Here is a 20,259-nt window from a genome sequence, read left to right on the forward strand (position 1 = left end):
CATGCATTTCCAGGAAGGGGGCAATGACCTGCGCTACCTGTTCTGGCGCGACCAGGCGATCGGGCTGGGCAGCCCGCTGGCGCTGACGATGAAGCTGGAGGATCAGCTAAAGCCTTGATGTGGTGGCCCTGTAGGAGCGGGCGCAGTGCTTGACGCCTTCTGCGGGATCGAAGAATATAGATAGTTAGCAAACTATGAATATATTCACGACACCCGCCTATGACTCTCGACGCCCTCCAAAAGAACACCAGCAGCGGCATGGTCGCGGCCAGTCGCAACTGGCGACGCATCTGCCAGACCACCCTGGCACGCTTCGGCGTCAGTGAAGCCTGCGCGGTGCCGCTGCTGATGATCCTGCGCCTCGGCGACGGTGTGCATCAGGTCGCGGTGGCCCAGGCGGTGGGGGTGGAGAGCCCATCGCTGGTGCGCCTGCTCGACCAGTTGTGCAACGCCGGCTACGTCTGCCGCAGCGAAGACCCGGGTGACCGCCGCGCCAAGGCGCTGTGCCTGACCGACAAGGGCCGCGAGCTGGCCGAAGCCATCGAGGGCGAACTGGTGCGCCTGCGCCGCGACGTGCTCAAGACGATCCCCGCCGCTGACCTGGAGGCCGCCCTGCGTGTGGTGAAAGCCTTCGAAGAGGCGGCCCAGCGTTCGCCGGGGCTGCCGCTGTGAACGGCTTCTTCAGCTCGATGCCGCCGGCGCGTGACTGGTTCTACGGGGTGCGCACCTTCGCCGCGTCGATGATCGCCCTGTACATCGCCTTGCTCCTGCAGCTGCCGCGGCCCTACTGGGCAATGGCGACGGTCTACATCGTCTCCAGTCCGTTCGTCGGCCCCACCAGTTCCAAGGCGCTGTACCGCGCCGTGGGGACGCTGCTCGGCGCGGCCGGCGCGGTGTTCCTCGTGCCCCTGCTGGTGCAGGCGCCGGTGCTGCTGACCATCGCCGTGGCGTTGTGGACCGCGACCCTGCTGTTTCTCTCCCTGCATCTGCGCACGGCCAACAGCTACACCTTGATGCTGGCCGGCTACACCCTGCCGATGATCGCCCTGCCGGTGGTGGACAACCCGCTGGCGGTGTTCGATATCGCCTCGTCGCGGGCCCAGGAAATCTGCCTGGGCATCGTCTGCGCGGCAGTGGTCGGCGCGATCTTCTGGCCGCGGCGGCTGACCCCGGTGTTCGTCGGCGCCACCGGCAGCTGGTTCACCGAGGCGATCCGCTACAGCGACACCTTCCTCGCCCGCAACGTCAACGTCGACAACATCGGCGGCTTGCGCGCCTCGATGGTGACCACCTTCAACTCGCTGGAAATGATGATCGGCCAGCTGTCCCACGAAGGCGCGCGGCCGCAGACGGTGAAGAACGCCAGCGAACTGCGCGGGCGCATGATCCACCTGCTGCCGGTGATCGATGCCCTCGACGATGCCCTGCTCGCCCTCGAAGGCCGCGCGCCGCAGCAGGCCGAAGCGCTCAAGGGCCTGCTGGAGCAGAGCCGGCAATGGCTGCAGGCCAGCGCCGAGGATGCCTCGGTGGCGCGCTGGTCGGCCTTGCGCGAGCAGCTCGAACGCCTGCAGCCCAGCGTTGCCGAACTCGACGAGCGCCCCGGCCTGCTGCTGTCCAACGCCCTGTACCGCCTCGGTGAGTGGATCGACCTGTGGCAGGACTGCTGCAGCCTCAAGCACGCCATCGCCCGCGAGGACCTGTCGCCCTGGCGCGCGGTGTACCGGCACTGGCGGCTGGGTCGGCTGACGCCGTTCTTCGACCGTGGCCTGATGCTCTATTCGGTGTTCTCCACCTTCACCGCGATCATCGCCGCGATCGCCCTGTGGATCCTCACCGGCTGGGCCGACGGCGCCAGCGCGGTGATCCTCGCGGCGGTGGCCTGCAGCTTCTTCGCCGCGATGGATGACCCGGCGCCGCAGATCTACCGGTTCTTCTTCTGGACCACGCTGTCGGTGGTGTTCGCCAGCCTGTACCTGTTCCTGGTGCTGCCGAACCTGCACGACTTCCCCATGCTGGTGCTGGCCTTCGCCGTGCCGTTCATCTGCGTCGGGACCCTGACCGTGCAGCCGCGCTTCTACCTGGGCACGCTGCTGACCATCGTCAACACGGCGTCGTTCATCAGCATCCAGGGCGCCTACGACGCGGATTTCCTGGCCTTCACCAATGCCAATATCGCCGGGCCCGTGGGCCTGCTGTTCGCCTTCATCTGGACCCTGGTGATGCGCCCGTTCGGCGTCGAGCTGGCGGCGCGGCGCCTGACCCGCTTCAGCTGGCGCGACATCGTCGGCATGACCCGGCCAGCGACCCTGGCCGAGCACCGCCAGCTCGGCGTGCAGATGCTCGACCGCCTCATGCAGCACCTGCCGCGCCTGAGCCAGACCGGCCAGGACAGCGGCAGCGCCCTGCGCGACCTGCGCGTCGGCCTCAACCTGCTCGACCTGCTGGCCTACCTGCCGCGCGCCGCGGCGCAACCGCGGGCGGCGCTGGAGCGGGTGATCGAGGACGTCGGCGGACACTTCCAGGCCTGTCTCGACGCCGGTGAACGCCTGCACGCCTCGCCCGCGCTGCTCGGCAACATGGAGCTGGCCCGGCGTGCCCTGAACCTGCAGGCCATGGAGGGCCACGGCGATGCCCGTCCGCACCTGCTGCACGCCCTGAGCGGCCTGCGCCTGGCGCTGCTGCCCGGTGTCGAGGTGGTGCTGGAGCCGACTGACCCACCGCAACTGCCCTTTGGCCTCGATGGAGCACCCGTGTGATCGGTGAACTGGATATCAGCGGGGTATTCCTGCCCACGCTGCTGGTGATGATGCTGGCCAGCTACGTGCTGTTTCTCGGCATCCACGCGGTGCTCAACCGCCTGCATTTCTACCGCCTGGTCTGGCACCGGGCGCTGTTCAACGTTGCCCTCTATGCCGTGCTGCTCGGCGCGGTCGACCACTTTTGCCGAAACCTGATGCTGCCATGAAAAAACCTTTGTTGACCCTGGGCCGCGTGGTCCTGACGCTGCTGGTAGTGACCCTGGCGACCGTGCTGGTCTGGCAGATGGTCCTGTACTACATGTTCGCTCCCTGGACCCGCGACGGGCACATCCGTGCCGACGTGATCCAGGTGGCACCGGACGTTTCCGGGCTGATCCAGGAGGTCGCGGTGCGCGACAACCAGCCGATCAAGCGCGGCGACGTGCTGTTCACCGTCGACCAGGACCGCTTCCGCCTGGCCCTGCGCCAGGCCCAGGCGACCCTGGCCGAACGCAAGGAAACCCTGGCCCAGGCGCAGCGCGAGACCAAGCGCAACAAGGGCCTGGGCAACCTGGTCGCCGCCGAGCAACTGGAAGAGAGCCAGTCGCGCCAGGCCCGCGCCCAGTCGGCGCTGGACGAGGCCCAGGTGGCGGTGGACGCCGCGCAGTTGAACCTCGATCGCTCGGTGGTGCGCAGCCCGGTCAACGGCTACCTCAACGACCGTGCCCCGCGTGCCCACGAGTTCGTCAGCGCCGGGCGGCCGGTGCTGGCGGTGGTGGACAGCGAGTCGTACCACGTCGATGGTTACTTCGAGGAAACCAAGCTGTCCGGCATCCACATCGGCCAGACCGTGGACATCCGCGTGATGGGCGACAACACCCGCCTGCGCGGCCATGTGCAGAGCATCGCCGCCGGTATCGAGGATCGCGACCGCAGCAGCGGCGCCAACCTGCTGCCCAACGTCAACCCGGCGTTCAGCTGGGTACGCCTGGCCCAGCGGATTCCGGTGCGCATCGCCTTCGACGAGGTGCCCGCGGACTTCCGCCTGATCGCCGGACGCACCGCCACGGTGTCGATCATCGAGGACGCGCGGCAATGAAAAGGCTGTCGCTGCTGGGTCTCAGCCTGATGCTCTCGGCCTGCCAGATGGTCGGGCCGGATTACCACCTGCCGGAACAGGCCGCCTTCAACCGCGGCGATCTGCAGGGCTCGCTGCGCGCGGATGCCGACAGTGTGGTGTCGGCGCCGGTGCCCAAGGACTGGTGGCGGCTGTACCGCGACGACCGCCTCGACCGCCTGGTCAACCAGGCGCTGGCGGCCAACAGCGAACTGCGCGTGGCCGCGGCCAACATCGCCCGGGCTCGCGCCCAGGTCGAGGAAGCCGAGGCCCAGGGCGGTTTCAATGGCGGCGTGAAGCTCGGCGCGCAGCGCCTGCAGGAGTCCGGCGAGGCCTTCCTGCTGCCGGAGAAAGTGCCGGTGGCGAATATCGGCGAAGCGATTCTCAGTGCTTCGTACCAGTTCGACCTGTGGGGCACCCTCAAGCGCGGCGTCGAGGCCGCCCAGGCCAATGCCGACGCGGTCCAGGCCGCGGCGGATACCGCGCGGATCACCGTGGTCGCCGATGTGGTGCGGGCCTACACCCAGGTGTGCGCGGCCAACGAGGAGTACCACATTGCCCGCGAGTCGCTGGACCTGCAGGAGCAGAGTGTCGGCCTGACCCAGCGCCTGCGCGATGCCGGGCGTGGCGATGAAACCCAGGTGACCCGTTCCGAGACCCGCTTCAAGTCGCTGCGCGCGGAGCTGCCGCGTTATCAGGCGGCGCGGGAGGCGGGGCTGTACACCTTGTCGATGCTGCTGGCCAAGCCGGTCGACCAGTTGCCGGCCGGCACCGCCGAGTGCGCCGAGCTGCCGCATATCGCCCAACTGCTGCCGGTGGGCGATGGTGCCGCGCTGCTCAAGCGCCGGCCCGACGTGCGCCGCGCCGAGCGCTTGCTGGCGGCCTCCACCGCGACCATCGGCGTGGCCACCGGCCAGTTGTACCCGGACATCAGCATCGGCGCGCAGGTGGGCACCATCGGTATCCTGGAAAACCTCGGCAAGCCGGCGACCAACCGCTGGGGCTTCGGCCCGCTGCTGACCTGGAGCGTGCCGACCAACGGTTCGCGGGCACGGATCCGCGAGGCCGAGGCGAGCACCCAGGCGGCGCTGGCGAACTTCGACGGGGTGGTGCTCAACGCCATCCGCGAGACCCAGACCAGCCTGGCGCAGTACAGCGCGCTGCTGGACCGGCGCGATGCGCTGCAGGATGCGGAGCGTTCGGCGAAGCTGGCGGCGGATCAGACCCATCGCTTCTATCAGGCGGGACGGGCATCGTTCCTCGCCGATCTGGAGGCGACCCGGACCTACACCGACATGCGCGCGCAGCTGTCGAGCGCGAATACCCAGGTGGCGATGGGGCAGATCGGGTTGTTCCTGGCGCTTGGGGGCGGTTGGTAGTTTTTTGCGACCGCAAGGCGGCCCGGACCGCGTATCTCCACCTAAACTTTCACTCCCCAAGGCAATCCATCCCTCAGTAGCCCAGCCCAAGGAGTGAATCATGGAATTGACCAACCACAAGTTCCACGAACTGTTCAAACAGCTCGGTCTACCCGACGATCCGCAAGGCATCGACCAGTTCATCACCAGCCATTCGCCGCTGAAAAACGAGGTGAAGCTGGTCGACGCGCCGTTCTGGACGGCGGCGCAGCGAGACTTTCTCAAGGACCAGTTCATCGAGGATTCGGACTGGGTGGTGATGGTCGACCAGCTCAACGAGGCGCTCAGAAATAAACGCTGAGCGGCACCTCATGCCCCCCATTGGCGTTGCTATGCTCAGGAAAAAACAACAAGGGGAAAGCGCCAATGAAAGACCCCTACGCCGTTGGCTTCTGGGCTGCCGTGACCGCCCTGGGCCTGCTGACCGCCGGTTATTTCTACGGGGTCAGGGAAGTTCACCAGCTCGATCAGGCCCGCCAGTTCCTCTATGGCGCCGCCGGTCTGATCGCGGCCCTGGCCCTGAGCGCGCTGGCGTGGATTCGCTGGCAACTGCTCAAGGTGCGGCGCCGCCAGCTGGAGCAGGGGCGCACGCTGGTGGCGATCTGGAACACCAAGGTCGCCCTGCGTCGTGTGGAAACGGTTTTCGACCGGTACTTCTGGGGCAGCTACTGGCAGCCGGGACGCACCTTCCAGGAAGTCATGGGCGAGCTCGAGGGCACGCCGCTGGAACGCAGTCTCGAAGCCCTGAAGGCGCAATGCCAGGAGCTCGATCATGAAATCCACGACCGTCACCGCCACTGGCTGAACAATGCCCGCGAGCTGTCCAGCGTGGCGACGGCCATGGCCCGCGAGCGCTACCAGCTCGACCTGTGCGATTCGCAACAGGGCTCGCGGCGCGGCGGCGCGGTGCTCAACCGCGACCTGGAGGTGCTGGTGTACACCTGGTCGGCGCGGCTGCGCAGTTTCGATCATCAGCTCGATGAGCTGGAGGGCGAGTACCGCTGAGCGATCAATCGCCGCGGATATAGCCTTCCAGTTGGCGAATCAGCTCGGCCTGTGCGGCGATGGATTCCTTGACCAGGTCGCCGATCGACAGCAGGCCGAGCAACTGGCCATCCTCCACCACCGGCAAGTGACGCAGATGGCTGTCGGTCATCATGCTCATGCAGGTCTCGACGTTCTGGTGCGAGTCCACGGTGATCACCGGCGAACTCATGATCTCGCGGACCTCGGTGCCCACCGACGAGCGCCCCTTGAGCACCATCTTGCGCGCGTAGTCGCGCTCACTGACGATCCCCACCACCCGACCGCCCTCGACCACCGGCAGTGCGCCGACGTTCTTCTCGGCCATCACCATCAACGCTTCGAGCACCGTCTGGTGCGGTGCGATGGTGTAGACCTGTTGCGCATGCTGCGACTTCAACTTCAGTAGCTGTGCCACGGTTTTCATTGCGGGCCCTCTGCATGGGGTGGTTTGGGTAATGGCAGATACCCTCAAGAATCGTGCACCGCGGGCGAAGGGGCAAGGCGGATTGCGGCATGAAAGCCATTGAAAAACGTCATGGCGGCGTTTTTTTCCGCTTTGCCCCGTCCCGGCTTCAGCTCTGCTGCACGATCACCTGGCTGTTCAGGTCGCGGATCAGCGCTTCGACGGTCGGCAGCAGGGTGCGCAACTGTTCCGGCGTGCAGGTCGAGCCGGCATTGCGGAAGTCCATGCGGCGGGTCACCACCACACTGTTGCCTTCGCGGCGGTAGTCGGCGCGGTATTCGAGGTTGGCGACCTTCAGCGCGACCGGCTTGGGCGTGGCGAGGATCTGCACCTGCGCCGGGAAGTCGAAGCGCGCCTCTTCCTCGGTCAGGCTGGATACGCAGAGAAATGCCTGCTTGCGCTCTTTTTCGCTGACGAAACCCAGGACATTCTGCGCGATGCCGCCGGCGAAGCTGCTCAGGGTCGGCACGCCGATCGGCCCGGGCAGGTTGACCAGGTTGCGCGAGTGCCCGTCGATCCTGAGCTGGAAGCCGTGGCCCTGCTTGTCCAGCTTCTTCCCTTCGACGCGACCGTTGCCGGACTGGTTGTACGAACTGAGGATGCGCTGCACCAGCATGTCGCGTTCGCCCGGGGCCATGTTGCGCAGGCCGTAGCGGTTGAGCTCGGCGCCCCAGCCCTCGATGGTCGAGTCATTGCTGAAGTCGGCCTCGCCCTGCTCGTTGATGCTGAACGTGGTGCGGCTCTTGACGGTGTTGGCCTGGGTCTTCGGGGTGCGCGCGAGCGTCGCGGAGGCGACCAGCAGGGTCGGCTTGTCCATGTCCGCCAGTGGCAGGAAGCCCGCGGCGATGCCTTTCATGGTCGGGTCGAGGTACAGGTCCAGGCTCGGGATGTAGGTGATCGCATGGTTGATCACGCCGAGGGTCGCGACCCTCGGCAACTGGTAGGCATTGCCCAGGTTGAGCAGCGCCGGCGTGCTGTGGATCTCCACCGCGGCCAGCAACGCGCCGAGCAGCGCGACATGGTCCTTGCAGTCGCCGTAACGGTTGTTCAGCACGGTTTCGGCGGCATGCGGCACCACGCCGCCCGCGCCGATGTAGACGGCGACGAAGCGCACGTTCTTGCGCACCCAGTCGCTGAGCACCAGGGCTTTGGCGCGTGGGTCGGCAATCGTGGCGGTCAGGGATTTCGCCAGTTCGGCAATGGCCGGGGTGACGTCGAACTGCGCGCGCGCCGCGTATGCCCTGGCGAACGCGGCGTAGTCGGCGAAGGTCGAGACCGCCAGGTACTGGCCGTAATCGGCGTAGGACACCGCGCCAATTTCCATGCGTGGCTGGGCGTCGTGCTGGTAGTCCCAGCGCCAGACCTTGCGGCCGCCCGCGGCTGGCGGGGTGGAGGGCTTGAAGTCGCGGGCATCGGCCTGCAGGGCCAGGTCGGCGGGCAGGTCGTAGACCACGCTCATCTGCCGGACCGGGTAGATGTACGGGAACACGGTGTCCTCGAACTGGCCGGGGAACAGCGCGGTGGCGCGCTGGCGCTTGTAGGTCAGCACCAGCCGATCGCCCACCGCGACCTCGGGGAAGATCACCACCTTGACCAGGCTGTCGAGGAACATCGGCGCGTCGGCCGAGGCCTGTTGCTGCTGTTCCTTGATCTGCTCGGCACTGACCGCGACTTTGCGGCCATCCGGCTTCTCGGTATAGGCCTCGAGCACCTCGAGGGTTTCCACCGTGCGGTTGTACGGCAGGGACTGCTGCGCGGTGTCCTTGATCGCGCGCTCTTCCTCGATATGGAAGACCAGCTCATGGCGCAGGGCGAAGCTGCCGTCGGCTTCGACACGGTATTGGCGGGCGTCCTTCTCCACCGTGACGGACCGGTCGCGGCCATCTTCGGCGGCATGCGCCAGGTTCAGGGTGAGCAGGCAGACCAGCAGGCCCAGCCAGCCGGCCGGGCGTGAAACGAGCCACTTCATAGAGATCCTTCTTGCAGGCGATTCCAGGGCTGACTACACGGGAATGCGAATCAGTCCTGGCATTGTGCCTGAAGTGCCCTGCCGTTGCAGAGCCTCAGCCGCCGAGGATCTTGCCGAGGAACTGGCGGGTGCGTTCATGCTGCGGATTGGCGAACAAGGCCTTGGCCTCGCCCTGTTCGACGATCACACCCTTGTCGAAGAAGATCACCCGGTTGGCGACATCGCGGGCGAAGTTCATTTCGTGGGTGACGATGATCATGGTGCGCTTTTCCTCGGCCAGGCCGCGGATGGTCGCCAACACTTCGCCGACCAGTTCCGGGTCGAGCGCCGAGGTGGGTTCGTCGAACAGGATCACTTCCGGTTCCATCGCCAGGGCCCGGGCGATGGCGACCCGTTGCTGCTGGCCGCCGGACAGGCGCCGGGGGTAGGCGTCCTCCTTGCCTGCCAGGCCGACCTTGGCCAGCAGCGCGCGACCCAGGGTGGCAGCCTGTTCGAGGGGTGTCTTCTTCACGATCAGCGGGCCTTCGATCACGTTCTCCAGCGCGGTGCGATGGGGGAACAGATTGAAGTTCTGGAAGACGAAACCGACCTGCTGGCGCAGGCGGCGTATCAGTCCGCTCTGCTGCTTGAGCGGGCGGCTGGCGTCGATTTCCACGTCACCGACTTGGATCAGGCCGCTGTCCGGGGTTTCCAGCAGGTTCAGGCAGCGCAGGAAGGTGGTCTTGCCGGAGCCGCTGGGGCCGATGATGGCGATCACCTCGCCGGGCTCGACGGCCAGGTCGATGTCCTTGAGGACGGTCTGGCCGTTGAACTGCTTGTTCAGGCGTTGCACGCGGATCATCGCTGCGGCTCCTGGTCATGACGGTTGACCCGCGCTTCCATGCGGTGCTGGAAGTGCGCGAGGACGCTGCAGAGGATCCAGTAGATGAGCGCCACGGCGAGGTACATGGTGAACACTTCGAAGGTCCGCGCGGTAATCAGCTGGGCCTGGCGGAACAGCTCGGGCACCTGGATGGTCGCCGCCAGGGCCGTGTCCTTGACCAGCAGGATGAAGCTGTTGCCCAGCGGTGGCAGGGCGGTGCGCAGCGCCTGCGGCAGGATCGCCCGGCGCATCGCCTGGGTGCGGGTCATGCCGATGCTGGCGGCGGCTTCCCACTGGCCGCGGTCGATGGAGGAAATCGCCGCCCGGAAGATTTCGCAGAGGTACGCGGCCATGTTCAGCGACAGGCCGATCAGCGCGGCCGGGATTGGATCGAGTTCGATGCCGATCTGCGGCAGGCCGAAATAGATCACGAACAACTGCACCAGCAGCGGCGTGCCGCGGAAGAACGAAACGTAGATACGGGCCAGCCAGTCCAGCGGGAGGATCTTCGACAGACGCATCAGCGCCAGGGCGAAGCCCAGCAGCAGGCCGAAGAACATGCCGCCGACACTGAGCAGCACCGTGTAGCCAGCGCCCTTCAGCAGGAAGGGCGTGGAGTCGGCAACGAGTTGCAGGCTTTCAGCGATCATTGGGTGACATCGGCACCGAAGTATTTATCCGAGAGTTTGGCCAGGGTGCCGTCAGCCCGCAGCTTGTCCAGCGCCTTGTTGATCGCCTCGAGCAGTTCCGGCTCGCCCTTGCGCAGGGCCACGCCGGACTCCAGGCGGGAGAAGGCGGCGCCGGCGAGTTCGGTGTCCTTGGCTTTCTGCGCGTACTCCAGGGCCGCCAGGCGGTCGACCAGGATCGCGTCGATGCGGCCGTTGCGCAGATCGGCGAACTTGCTCGGGTCATCCTCGTAGGTCCGTACATCGGCCTGCGGGACCTGCTTTTTCACCCACTGTTCGTAGTTGGTGCCCAGGCCGACCCCGACCTTCTTGCCGGCCAGGTCGGCGGCGGCGTTGATCTTCAGGTCAGCGGCGTTCTTCTTCAGGATCAGCGCCTGGATGCCGGAAACGGTGTAGGGCTGGGAGAAGTCGTATTTTTTCTTGCGTTCATCGGAGATGGTCACCTGGTTGACCACCGCGTCCAGGCGCCTGGATTCCAGGGCGGCGAGGATGCCGTCCCATTTCGTCGGCTGGACCTTGGCCTTGACGCCCAGCTCTTTGCCCAGGGCTTCGGAAAGCTCGACCTCGAACCCGGTGAGCTTGCCGTTCTCGTCGACGAAGCTGAACGGCGGGTAGGTGCCTTCCAGGCCGATGTTGATCACACCCTTGTCCTTGATGCTCTGCAACTGCTCGCCGGCGACCGCCTGGCCGAGCAGGCTGGCGCCGAGAAGCAGGCCCGCGCCGACACCGAGAATGCGTTTGGTGAAAACGGAAATCGTCATGCCCTGTCCCCAGTCTTGTTGTGAAAGTGGTGGTGACTATAGGGCGCAATCAATAGATTCAAAAATAATAAAAGAGAATTTTATTATCATTTTTTGACCTATTAACCGCACCTGATTCAACGTTTACAGACATCAGGGTAGGCGAATAATGCCGGCGCTCCGCCCGTGTGCAGAAAAATCAGCGGGCCGTCGTCGAAGCGCTGCCGGGCGATGCCATCGAGCAGTCCGGCCATGGCCTTGCCGGTGTACACCGGGTCGAGCAGGACGCCTTCCTGGCTGGCCAGCAGGCGGATCGCCGCCAGGCCGCCGGCGTTGGCTTCGCCATAGCGCGGTGCGTAGTACTCGTCCCACAAATGCACGTTGAATGCGTCCGGTACACGGACCTGCAGCAGCTCGGCGGTGCGCTCGGCCAGGGCCTGGACCTTGGGCTTCTGGGCGTCTTCGCTGCGCGAGACGGTGATGCCGATCACCGGCAGTTCCGGCAGGCGCTCGGCCAGCGCCAGGGCCAGGCCGGCATGGGTGCCGGCACTGCCGGAGGCGAGCACGACGCCAGCGAAGCGCTGGCCGCTGCGCTCGATCTGCTCGGCCAGCTCCAGGCCGGCGCGCACATAGCCCAGGGCGCCGAGGGCGTTGGAGCCGCCGATAGGCACCAGGTACGGCTTGCGCCCGCTGGCGTGCAGGCGCACGCCAAGGGCTTGCAGTTGTTCGTCGGCGTTGTCGAGGTTGTCGACCAATTCGACCCTGGCATCGAACAGGTCCAGGAGCAGGCGGTTGCCGTTTTCCAGGTAGCTGGCCGAGTCGGTGCCGATGGGGTTCTCCAGCAGCGCGACGCAGCCGAGGCCGAGGCGGGCGGCGAGGGCGGCGGTCTGGCGCACATGGTTGGACTGGATCGCGCCGGCGGTGACCAGGGTATCGGCGCCCTTGGCCAGGGCATCGGCGGCGAGGTATTCGAGTTTGCGCAGCTTGTTGCCGCCGAGGGCGAGGGGGGTGAGGTCGTCGCGCTTGAGATGGATCTCGCGACCAGCCCACGCCGAGAGGCGCTCGGCCTTTTCCAGCGGCGTCGGGGGGCCGAGCAGTTCCAGTCGATTGAAGCGGGTGAGCTGTCGTTCGATCATTGGGGAAGTCGCTGTAGGAAAATTCGAGCATAGGCAGGCAGTGGGTTTCGGGCAACCCGTTCCGGGGCCGCCTTGCGGCCCATATGTGGCTTATGCCCTACATATAGCCAACCGGCATAAACCGTTATTTTTTCCACCCCCGGCCAATGTCGTAGAGTGCTCGATCAAGAGAGCGGCATTTCCCCTTCCAGTCCCATGCCGCCGAGCAGGAGAAACAACCGTGAGCGACAACGCGCAATCCGGGTATTGGCAACTTCAGTCCATCGTCGGCCAGCTGCGCTCGGCCCGCGACCAGTGGCGCACCCGCAATGGCCGCAGCAGCGGCGAACAGGGCGGACGCGAGCTGCCGTCGCGCGAGGCGGTGAAGCAGATTCTCGAACAACTCTGCGGGGCGCTGTTTCCGATGCGCCTGGGGCCGGTGGACCTGCGCGAGGAAAGCGAGGATTTCTATGTCGGGCATACCCTCGATTCGGCGTTGACCGCGCTGCTGGCCCAGGCGCGCCTGGAGCTGCGCTATGCCGCGCGGCATGACAACCAGGACGCCGCCGATGTCGACGCCGTCGCGCTGCGCCTGATCCAGGACTTCGCCGCAGCGCTGCCGGCCATGCGCGTGCTGCTCGATACCGACGTCCTCGCCGCCTTCCACGGCGACCCGGCGGCGCGCAGCGTCGATGAAGTACTGCTGTGCTATCCGGGGGTACTGGCGATCATCCACCATCGCCTGGCCCACCACCTGTATCGCGCCGGCTTGCCGTTGCTGGCGCGGATCAGCTCCGAGCTGGCGCATTCGATCACCGGGATCGACATCCACCCCGGCGCGCAGATCGGCCCGAGCTTCTTCATCGACCACGGCACCGGCGTGGTGATCGGCGAGACCGCGATCATCGGCGAGCGGGTGCGCATCTACCAGCATGTGACCCTGGGCGCCAAGCGCTTCCCCGAGGACGAGTGCGGCAAGCTGCAGAAGGGCCATCCGCGGCACCCGATCGTCGAGGACGATGTGGTGATCTATGCCGGCGCGACCATTCTCGGGCGCATCACCATCGGCAAGGGTTCGACCATCGGCGGCAACGTGTGGCTGACCCGCAGCGTGCCGGCCGAGAGCAATATCACCCAGGCCAACCTGCAGTCGGATGAGGGGGCGCAGAAGTAAGTGTTGGCTGGTTTTGGGACCGCTTTGCGGTCCTTTCGCGGGCAAGCCGCGCTCCTACGCGGGTTGGTCGGTGCTCGCTCGTAGGAGCGTGGCTTGCCCGCGAAAGGACTGCGGAGCAGTCCCCAATTCCCACGCCAATGGTCAGCCATAGGTCGCCTCCCACCCCCGTTCCATGTTTAACTTGAACGCTTGTTCAAATTAAAACGCTGGTCCGCTGCCGGTGTTCAACAGGAGGATCTGCCTTTGCTGAACCCGTTCAACCCCACCATTCCCCTGTCCTGCGGGGGGCCTTCGCGATGAATGGCCCGTCCCGGATGCGCATGAACCCCCCGGTCTTCTACTTCGCCGCCAGCTTCATCCTGCTGTTCGCCCTGGTGGTCATCTTCAATCCGCAGGCTGCTGGCGAATGGCTGCTGGCCGCGCAGAACTGGGCGGCGCATACCGTTGGCTGGTACTACATGCTGGCCATGACCCTGTACCTGGTGTTCGTGGTGGTCACGGCGCTCTCCGGCTACGGCAAGATCAAGCTCGGCGCCGACCATGACCAGCCCGAGTTCAGCTACCTGTCCTGGGCCGGCATGCTGTTCGCCGCCGGGATCAGCATCACCCTGTTCTTCTTCTGCGTCTCCGAACCGCTGACCCACCTGATGCAGCCGCCCCAGGGCGAAGCCGGTACGGTGGAGGCCGGTCGCCAGGCGATGCAGGTGCTGTTCCTGCACTGGGGCCTGCACGGCTGGGGCGTGTTCGCCTTCGTCGGCATGGCCCTGGCCTATTTCGCCTACCGCCACAACCTGCCGCTGGCCCTGCGCTCGGCGCTGTATCCGTTGATCGGCAAGCGCATCAACGGGCCGATCGGCTACGCGGTCGACGGGTTCGGCATCATCGCCACGGTGTTCGGCCTCGGCGCCGACATGGGCTTCGGCGTCCTGCACCTCAACTCCGGGCTCGACTACCTGTTCGGTGTCGCTCACACCCAGTGGGTCCAGGTGCTGCTGATCGCCCTGATGATGGGCGCGGCGGTCATGGTGGCGGTGGCCGGGGTGGAGAAGGGCGTGCGGGTGATGTCCGATATCAACCTGTTCCTGGCCTGCGCACTGCTGTTGTTCGTGCTGTTCGCCGGTCCCACCCAGCACCTGTTCAACACCCTGATCCAGAACCTCGGCGACTACCTCGCGGTGCTGCCGCGCAAGAGCTTCGACGTCTACGCCTACGACGGCGCCAACGACTGGCTGGGCAACTGGACGGTGTTCTACTGGGCCTGGTGGATTGCCTGGGCGCCGTTCGTGGGCTTGTTCATCGCGCGGATTTCCCGTGGCCGGACCATTCGCGAATTCGTCTTCGGCGTGCTGCTGATCCCGCTGGGCTTCACCCTGGCGTGGATGTCGATCTTCGGCAACAGCGCCCTGACCCAGGTGCTCGAACACGGCATGAGCGCGCTGGCCGACGCGGCCGTGCAGAACCCGTCGATGACCCTGTACCTGCTGCTGGAAACCTATCCATGGAGCAAGACGGTGATCGCCATCACGGTGTTCATCAGCTTCGTGTTCTTCGTCACCTCGGCCGACTCCGGCACCGTGGTCCTCTCGACCCTTTCGGCCAAGGGCGGCGGCACCGACGAGGACGGGCCGAACTGGCTGCGGGTGTTCTGGGGCGTGATGACCGCGCTGGTCACCAGCGGCCTGTTGTTCGCCGGCAGCATCGACTCGCTGAAGTCGGCGGTGGTGCTGACCTCGCTGCCGTTCTCGGTGATCCTGCTGGCGATGATGTGGGGTTTGCACAAGGCGTTCTACCTGGAGTCGCAGCGACGGATCGCGCAGATGCACTCGCTGGCGCCGCTCACCAGTTCGCGGCGTGGCAAGAGCGGCTGGCGCCAGCGCCTGAGCCAGGCGGTGCATTTCCCGTCGCGGGACGAGGTGTACCGCTTCATGGACGCCGTGGTGCGCCCGGCGATCGCCGAGGTGACCGAGGTCTACGCGGAGAAGGGCCTGAGCGTCATCACCCAGGAAGACCCGAGCCACGACAACGTCAGCCTGAAGATCGGCCATGGCGAGGAGCAGCCGTTCCTCTACCAGGTGCAGATGCGCGGTTACTTCACGCCGTCGTTCGCGCTGGCCGGCCTGGGTACGCAGGAGCCGAAGAACCGCCGCTACTACCGCGCCGAAGTGCACCTGGCCGAGGGCAGTCAGGATTACGACCTGATGGGCTACAGCAAGGAGCAGATCATCAACGACATCCTCGACCAGTACGAGCGGCATCTGCAGTATCTGCATCTGGTGCGGTGATCTCGCAAGAGCGACGCGGCTCCTGCACGGGGCCGCGTTATGTCTCAGGCACTTTCCCGACCGATCACCTGACACTCCAGCAGATTCAGGTGCTCGGCGTCCCCCTCCAGCACCCCCAGCCGCTGTAGCACCCGCGTCGCCGCCAGCACGCCCATCTGCAACGCCGGCGGCTTCACCGTGGTCAACCCGGGCATCAGCATCCCGGCGAATGGGTAATCGCCGAAGCCCATCACCGCGCAGTCCTCGGGAATCTTCCAGCCCGCCCGCTGCCCGGCGAGCAGGGCGCCCGCGGCGAGGTTGTCGTTGGCGAAGATGATCGCCTCGGGCCGTGGCTGCGCGGCCATCAACGCCAGCATCGCCTGCTTGCCCGCCTCGAAGGGCGCCAGATCCGCTTCGGGCGCGAATACCTGCGGTTCACCGCCCAGCGCGGTCAGGGTCTCGACATAACCATCGCGGCGCTCCAGGGCGCTGAAGTCGCCGGCTGCGCTGTTCTGCACGAAGGCGATGCGCCGGTAGCCCTTGCCGTGCAGATAGCGGGTGGCGGCGACGCCCACCTCATGGTGGGAAAAGCCGATCTGGATGGGCCCCCGCTCGGGCCGGTAATCCCAGGTCTCCACCAGCGGGATATCGGCTTCGGCCAGCATCTTTTCCGTGGCCGGGCTGTGAAAGTGACTGGTCAGCACCAGCGCCGCCGGCGACCAGCCGAGAAACGCGCGCACGGCGCTTTCTTCCTGATCGCTGGAGAAGTAGCTGGACGCCAGCAACAGCTGGTAGCCGTGGCGCGTGAGGGTGTCGCTGAAGCCCTGGATGGTGTCGGCGAAGATCGGCCCGGAAATGTTGGGGATGACCATGCCGACGATGCGCCCCCGCGCCGAGGCCAGTCCTCCCGCCACCAGGTTGGGCACATAGCCCAGCTCCGCCACCACGGCGGCGATGCGCTCGCGACGTTCCGGCGATACCTGCTCCGGCTGGTTGAAATAGCGCGACACGGTGATCGCCGAAACCCCGGCGGCCCGCGCCACCGCCTGGAGGGTGACGCGGCCGGCGCCGCGGCGTTTGCGGGTCGGGACTTTCTCATCGCTCACGGTGCACATCCTTACAAACTGAAAGGCATATAAAAGTAATTTTTCATTATTTGACGATCTATTCGAGCGCCGCCGATACTGGCGATGTTAGCGCTAACAAAATGGTTTGTCTGCTACTCGCACGAGCGAATGCCCAAGGACCCCGCGCTGACGTTTCTTCAGGTGCCGCGATCGCCGGTCGCGGTGGACAGGGCATTCATCGAGTAGCACAACCATGTACAGCCGTGCCGCATTCCGTACCGCAACGTCACCCCTGGCCCAGGCCATCCGTCGTCAACGCCTGAGCCTCGGCCTGGTCGCCCTCGGCGCCTTGCCGCTGGCGCCGGCCATGGCTGCCGATACGGCGCCCGCCGTGCAGGCCGACGGCCCGACCCTCAAGGCCGTCACGGTCACCGCCACCCGCCGCGAAGCCTCGCTGCAGCAGGTACCGGTCGCGGTGTCGGTGGTGGATGGCGAGCAACTGGAGCGGGAAAACCGCAACAGCGTGGCGAGCATCGTTCAGCAGGTGCCGAGCCTGAACTTCCGCACCGGTGCGTCGAATAAGGACACCTCGCTGTTCATCCGCGGCGTCGGCACCATCTCCACGTCGCCGGGCGTCGAGCCCACCGTGGCGACGGTGATCGATGGCGTGGTCTTCGGCCGCCCGGGGCAGTCGACCCTCGACCTGCTGGATATCGAGCGCCTGGAAGTGTTGCGTGGTCCCCAGGGCACGCTGTTCGGCAAGAACGCCTCGGCCGGGGTGCTGAACATCACCACGCGCAATCCGACAGAAGAAACCCACGGCTTCGTCGAGCAGTCCTACTACAGCGGCAACGAAAGCCGCACCCGCTTCGGCATCGGCGGCAGCCTGGTTCCGAACACCCTGAAGGGCTCCATCAGCACGCTGTTCGGCAGTTACGACGGCAACGTCGACAACAAGGCCAACGGCCAGGAGGTCAACGGCTACAACCGCAAGGGGGTGCGCGGCAAGCTGGTGTTCACCCCCAGCGATGATCTCAGCCTGACCCTCGCTGCCGACTACCTGAAGTCCCGCGACGACGCGCCCAACGGCGTGGTCGCCAAGTCGCTGCTGCCGGCGTTCTCCAGCGCCCTGGCGCCGGTGCGCGCCGACAGCGACAACCGCGATATCGTCAGCGACTACCGCAGCCATGTCGACGACAGCAACAAGGGCCTCTCGGCCACCCTCGACTGGACCCTGGGCGATCACACCCTGACCTCGATCACCGCCTGGCGCGGCTGGGACAACACCCAGTGGCAGGACGGTGATCGCCTGGCGACCATCAGCGCCGCCTTCCCCGGCATCGAGGACAAGGGCGAGCTGGAGTACAACCAGTATTCCCAGGAACTGCGCCTGGCCTCGCCGAAGGGCCAGTTCGTCGAGTACGTCGGCGGCCTGTTCTATATGCACGGCAAGGACGAGGAAACCTACCGGCGCACCCTCAAGACCACCACTGTCACCCAGCAGGGCATCGCCGACTACAGCACCACCAACGACAGCTACGCCGTGTTCGGCGAAAGCACCCTCAACTTCACCGAGCGTTTCCGCGGTATCGCCGGCCTGCGCTGGACCCACGACGACCTCGAATACGACCACCGCCGCGTCTCCACCTCGGCGGTGGCGGTCAACGGCATCCAGCCGGGCACCCGCAGTTCCGGCTCGGTGGACGAGGATGGCTGGTCCGGGCGTTTAGGGGTGCAGTACGACCTCAGCGACGACATCACCAGCTACCTGACCTATTCCCGCGGCTACAAGGGCCCGGCCTACAACGTGTTCTTCAACATGCAGCCGCGCGACACCGACGCGCTCAAGCCGGAAACCTCCAACAGCTGGGAGGCCGGGCTCAAGGCCAGCCTGTGGCACAACCGCCTGACCACGAACCTCGCGGTGTTCCACACCGAGTACGAGAACTACCAGGCCAACTTCTTCGACAGCGTCGCCGGCCAGGTGGTGACCCGCCTGATCAACGCCGGCTCGGTGAAAAGCGAAGGCGTCGAACTGGACTTCGCCCTGCAGGCCACGTCGCAACTGAAACTCTCCGGCGCCCTGGCCTACACCAAGGCGCGGATCGACGAGTTCGCCTGCCCGGCGGGCGCCGCGGCGTCGTGCAACGTCAACGGCAAGCCGCTGCCGTACAGCCCGGACTGGAAGAGCTACGTGCGCGCCGACTACAGCATCCCGCTGGACAACGGTCTGGACATCGAGCTGGGCACAGACTTCAGCTGGCAGAGCAAAGTGCAGTACGACATTTCCCAGAACATCAACACGATCCAGGGCGCCTACGGCCTGTGGAATGCCAGCGTCGCCCTGGCGGACTACAACGAAGGCTGGCGCGTGGCGCTGCTGGCGAAAAACCTTGCGGACAAATCCTACTCGCCCCTCCTGGCCACCGGCGGCAACTACGTCTACCGCGCCGTTGCGCGCGACGACGAGCGTTACTTCGTAAGCGCTCCATAAACCCCACCTATCCAAAGATGGGCGAGCGCTTAGCTATGCAGATGAGGCGTGCAATTCCACGGCAGCAAGGCTTCGTAATCTTCCACTGAGGACGCCTGCGGCAGGCGTTCCAGTGCGTGGCGCAGCCACGCATAAGGCTCCTTGCCGTTGGCTTTGGCTGTTTCAACCAGGCTGTAGAGTTGCGCACTGGCCGTCGCGCCCTTGGGCGTGTCGCTAAACAGCCAGTTCTTTCGGCCGATGACAAACGGGCGGATGGCACGCTCAGCGGCGTTATTGTCGATCGGCAAGTAACCGTGCTCGACGTAACGTTCCAACTTGCTCCAGTTGCTGGCCAGATAGCTGATGGCCTTGCCCAAGGCGTTCTGCGTCGTGACCTGGGGCTGGGTTTTCTCTACCCAGCTCTTCAACTGAGCCAACACCGGCAAGCTGCGCTCTTCACGGCCAATCTTGCGTGCCTCATCGCTGCCGTCTTTCAAATCGCGTTCAATGCCATAGAGTTTGTTGATCAAGTTCAGCGCAAGGTCAGCGCGCCCAGTCTTGCCCTTCGGCTGCACTTTCTGCGCTTCAACGAACTTGCGTCGAGCATGTGCCCAGCAGCCCAATCGCTCGACGCCGTCCTGCGCGGCCAGCGCGTTGTACCCGGCGTAGTCGTCGGTCATGACGTAGCCGCGATAGCCATCCAGCAGGCGCGTTGGCACTTCTTGCGCTCGGCTGGTGGCGTAGTCGAAAAGGATCACCGGCCGATCAGGTGGGCCGCCGGTTTGTACCCACATCCAGGACTGGCTACTGGGCTCGCGCCCAGGCTCTTTCAACACCTGTACGCGGGTTTCATCGCAGTGGATGATCCGGCTGTTCAACAGGTTCTCGCGCATCAAATTCAGTAGCGGCTGCAAGTGTTCACTGCACTGAATCACCCAGCGCGCCAAGGTTTGGCGTGGGATGTCGATGCCGTGGCGGCCCAGCACTTTTTCGAAACGGAAGCGGCAAACCGTCTACGTACTTGGTCGTCAGCAGCATGGCCAGCACACTGGGGCTGGCCATGCTTTTCTCGATCACTTGGGCAGGCTTGTCTGCCGTCACTGGCGCTGACTCGCAGTCTCGGCAGCCGTAGACCTTGCGAAGGTGCTTA

Annotated in this window: 17 protein-coding genes and 1 pseudogene; 10 read left to right on the forward strand and 8 right to left on the reverse strand. The window is 65.6% G+C overall.

Features of this window, described 5'->3' with window-relative positions:
* Window positions 1-219: 219 nt before the first annotated feature.
* The 7 genes from RTI28_RS28840 (at window position 220) to RTI28_RS28870 (ending at window position 6,278) form a co-directional block, all read left to right on the forward strand.
* Window positions 220-672 (forward strand): MarR family winged helix-turn-helix transcriptional regulator, encoded by a 453-nt coding sequence (locus tag RTI28_RS28840; RefSeq protein ID WP_316923650.1) that lies wholly within the window; start codon window positions 220-222, stop codon window positions 670-672.
* A complete protein-coding gene (locus tag RTI28_RS28845) occupies window positions 669-2,756 on the forward strand; it encodes an FUSC family protein (RefSeq protein ID WP_316923651.1) in 2,088 nt (695 codons plus the stop codon). Before RTI28_RS28840 ends, RTI28_RS28845 begins: the two co-directional genes overlap by 4 nt.
* Complete coding sequence (locus tag RTI28_RS28850; RefSeq protein ID WP_042121487.1) at window positions 2,753-2,965, forward strand: DUF1656 domain-containing protein; 213 nt, start codon at window positions 2,753-2,755, stop codon at window positions 2,963-2,965. Before RTI28_RS28845 ends, RTI28_RS28850 begins: the two co-directional genes overlap by 4 nt.
* The gene (locus RTI28_RS28855; RefSeq protein ID WP_316923652.1) at window positions 2,962-3,837 is read left to right on the forward strand and encodes an HlyD family secretion protein; all 876 of its coding nucleotides are present in this window, start codon (window positions 2,962-2,964) and stop codon (window positions 3,835-3,837) included. The genes RTI28_RS28850 and RTI28_RS28855 overlap by 4 nt, the downstream gene beginning before the upstream one ends.
* Window positions 3,834-5,234 (forward strand): TolC family protein, encoded by a 1,401-nt coding sequence (locus RTI28_RS28860; RefSeq protein WP_316923653.1) that lies wholly within the window; start codon window positions 3,834-3,836, stop codon window positions 5,232-5,234. The genes RTI28_RS28855 and RTI28_RS28860 overlap by 4 nt, the downstream gene beginning before the upstream one ends.
* Window positions 5,235-5,334: 100 nt before the next feature.
* Window positions 5,335-5,574 (forward strand): DUF2789 domain-containing protein, encoded by a 240-nt coding sequence (locus tag RTI28_RS28865; protein WP_316923654.1) that lies wholly within the window; start codon window positions 5,335-5,337, stop codon window positions 5,572-5,574.
* Between the two features lie 65 nt (window positions 5,575-5,639).
* Complete coding sequence (locus RTI28_RS28870) at window positions 5,640-6,278, forward strand: hypothetical protein (protein WP_042121480.1); 639 nt, start codon at window positions 5,640-5,642, stop codon at window positions 6,276-6,278.
* A gap of 4 nt (window positions 6,279-6,282) precedes the next feature.
* On the opposite strand, the gene RTI28_RS28875 is transcribed toward RTI28_RS28870, so the two are convergent.
* From RTI28_RS28875 to RTI28_RS28900, 6 genes are all read right to left on the reverse strand, one after another.
* Window positions 6,283-6,723: a CBS domain-containing protein gene (locus RTI28_RS28875; protein ID WP_316923655.1), complete on the reverse strand. Its 441-nt coding sequence runs from the start codon at window positions 6,721-6,723 to the stop codon at window positions 6,283-6,285.
* 148 nt (window positions 6,724-6,871) lie between these two features.
* Window positions 6,872-8,731, reverse strand: a complete 1,860-nt coding sequence (locus RTI28_RS28880; protein ID WP_316923656.1) for a DUF3857 and transglutaminase domain-containing protein — start codon at window positions 8,729-8,731, stop codon at window positions 6,872-6,874.
* A gap of 94 nt (window positions 8,732-8,825) precedes the next feature.
* Window positions 8,826-9,572: an L-cystine ABC transporter ATP-binding protein TcyN gene (gene tcyN, locus RTI28_RS28885; RefSeq protein ID WP_316923657.1), complete on the reverse strand. Its 747-nt coding sequence runs from the start codon at window positions 9,570-9,572 to the stop codon at window positions 8,826-8,828.
* Window positions 9,569-10,243, reverse strand: a complete 675-nt coding sequence (gene tcyL / locus RTI28_RS28890) for a cystine ABC transporter permease (protein WP_316923658.1) — start codon at window positions 10,241-10,243, stop codon at window positions 9,569-9,571. The genes tcyN and tcyL overlap by 4 nt, the downstream gene beginning before the upstream one ends.
* Window positions 10,240-11,040: a cystine ABC transporter substrate-binding protein gene (tcyJ, locus tag RTI28_RS28895; RefSeq protein ID WP_316923659.1), complete on the reverse strand. Its 801-nt coding sequence runs from the start codon at window positions 11,038-11,040 to the stop codon at window positions 10,240-10,242. Before tcyJ ends, tcyL begins: the two co-directional genes overlap by 4 nt.
* Window positions 11,041-11,156: 116 nt before the next feature.
* Window positions 11,157-12,155, reverse strand: a complete 999-nt coding sequence (locus tag RTI28_RS28900) for a D-cysteine desulfhydrase (protein WP_316923660.1) — start codon at window positions 12,153-12,155, stop codon at window positions 11,157-11,159.
* Window positions 12,156-12,375: 220 nt separating this feature from the next.
* On the opposite strand from RTI28_RS28900, the gene epsC reads away from it, so the two are divergent.
* Together epsC and betT are read left to right on the forward strand one after the other, a co-directional pair.
* Entirely contained in the window at window positions 12,376-13,308 is a 933-nt protein-coding gene (epsC, locus tag RTI28_RS28905) for a serine O-acetyltransferase EpsC (protein WP_316923661.1), read from the forward strand.
* Between the two features lie 320 nt (window positions 13,309-13,628).
* Entirely contained in the window at window positions 13,629-15,590 is a 1,962-nt protein-coding gene (gene betT / locus RTI28_RS28910) for a choline transporter BetT (protein WP_316923662.1), read from the forward strand.
* Between the two features lie 44 nt (window positions 15,591-15,634).
* On the opposite strand, the gene RTI28_RS28915 is transcribed toward betT, so the two are convergent.
* Window positions 15,635-16,675 (reverse strand): LacI family DNA-binding transcriptional regulator, encoded by a 1,041-nt coding sequence (locus tag RTI28_RS28915; RefSeq protein WP_316923663.1) that lies wholly within the window; start codon window positions 16,673-16,675, stop codon window positions 15,635-15,637.
* A 328-nt stretch (window positions 16,676-17,003) separates the two neighbouring features.
* Here RTI28_RS28915 and RTI28_RS28920 point away from each other — a divergent pair, with 328 nt between their 5' ends.
* A complete protein-coding gene (locus RTI28_RS28920; RefSeq protein WP_316923664.1) occupies window positions 17,004-19,130 on the forward strand; it encodes a TonB-dependent receptor in 2,127 nt (708 codons plus the stop codon).
* A 29-nt stretch (window positions 19,131-19,159) separates the two neighbouring features.
* Here the strand turns inward: RTI28_RS28920 and tnpC are convergent.
* Window positions 19,160-20,259, reverse strand: a pseudogene (tnpC, locus tag RTI28_RS28925) (IS66 family transposase); the annotation flags it as partial.

Source organism: Pseudomonas sp. zfem002, assembly GCF_032621685.1.
Taxonomy (GTDB): Bacteria; Pseudomonadota; Gammaproteobacteria; order Pseudomonadales; family Pseudomonadaceae; genus Aquipseudomonas; species Aquipseudomonas japonica.

Bases quoted from the DNA above. Each gene is read 5' to 3' on its own strand.
- RTI28_RS28920 (WP_316923664.1), top strand. From the start codon at position 17,004: ATGGCTGCCGATACGGCGCCCGCCGTGCAGGCCGACGGCCCGACCCTC.
- RTI28_RS28865 (WP_316923654.1), top strand. From the start codon at position 5,335: ATGGAATTGACCAACCACAAGTTCCACGAACTGTTCAAACAGCTCGGT.
- tcyN (WP_316923657.1), bottom strand. From the start codon at position 9,572: ATGATCCGCGTGCAACGCCTGAACAAGCAGTTCAACGGCCAGACCGTC.
- RTI28_RS28880 (WP_316923656.1), bottom strand. From the start codon at position 8,731: ATGAAGTGGCTCGTTTCACGCCCGGCCGGCTGGCTGGGCCTGCTGGTC.
- RTI28_RS28875 (WP_316923655.1), bottom strand. From the start codon at position 6,723: ATGAAAACCGTGGCACAGCTACTGAAGTTGAAGTCGCAGCATGCGCAA.
- RTI28_RS28855 (WP_316923652.1), top strand. From the start codon at position 2,962: ATGAAAAAACCTTTGTTGACCCTGGGCCGCGTGGTCCTGACGCTGCTG.
- RTI28_RS28870 (WP_042121480.1), top strand. From the start codon at position 5,640: ATGAAAGACCCCTACGCCGTTGGCTTCTGGGCTGCCGTGACCGCCCTG.
- tcyJ (WP_316923659.1), bottom strand. From the start codon at position 11,040: ATGACGATTTCCGTTTTCACCAAACGCATTCTCGGTGTCGGCGCGGGC.
- RTI28_RS28860 (WP_316923653.1), top strand. From the start codon at position 3,834: ATGAAAAGGCTGTCGCTGCTGGGTCTCAGCCTGATGCTCTCGGCCTGC.
- tcyL (WP_316923658.1), bottom strand. From the start codon at position 10,243: ATGATCGCTGAAAGCCTGCAACTCGTTGCCGACTCCACGCCCTTCCTG.
- betT (WP_316923662.1), top strand. From the start codon at position 13,629: ATGAACCCCCCGGTCTTCTACTTCGCCGCCAGCTTCATCCTGCTGTTC.
- RTI28_RS28900 (WP_316923660.1), bottom strand. From the start codon at position 12,155: ATGATCGAACGACAGCTCACCCGCTTCAATCGACTGGAACTGCTCGGC.
- RTI28_RS28840 (WP_316923650.1), top strand. From the start codon at position 220: ATGACTCTCGACGCCCTCCAAAAGAACACCAGCAGCGGCATGGTCGCG.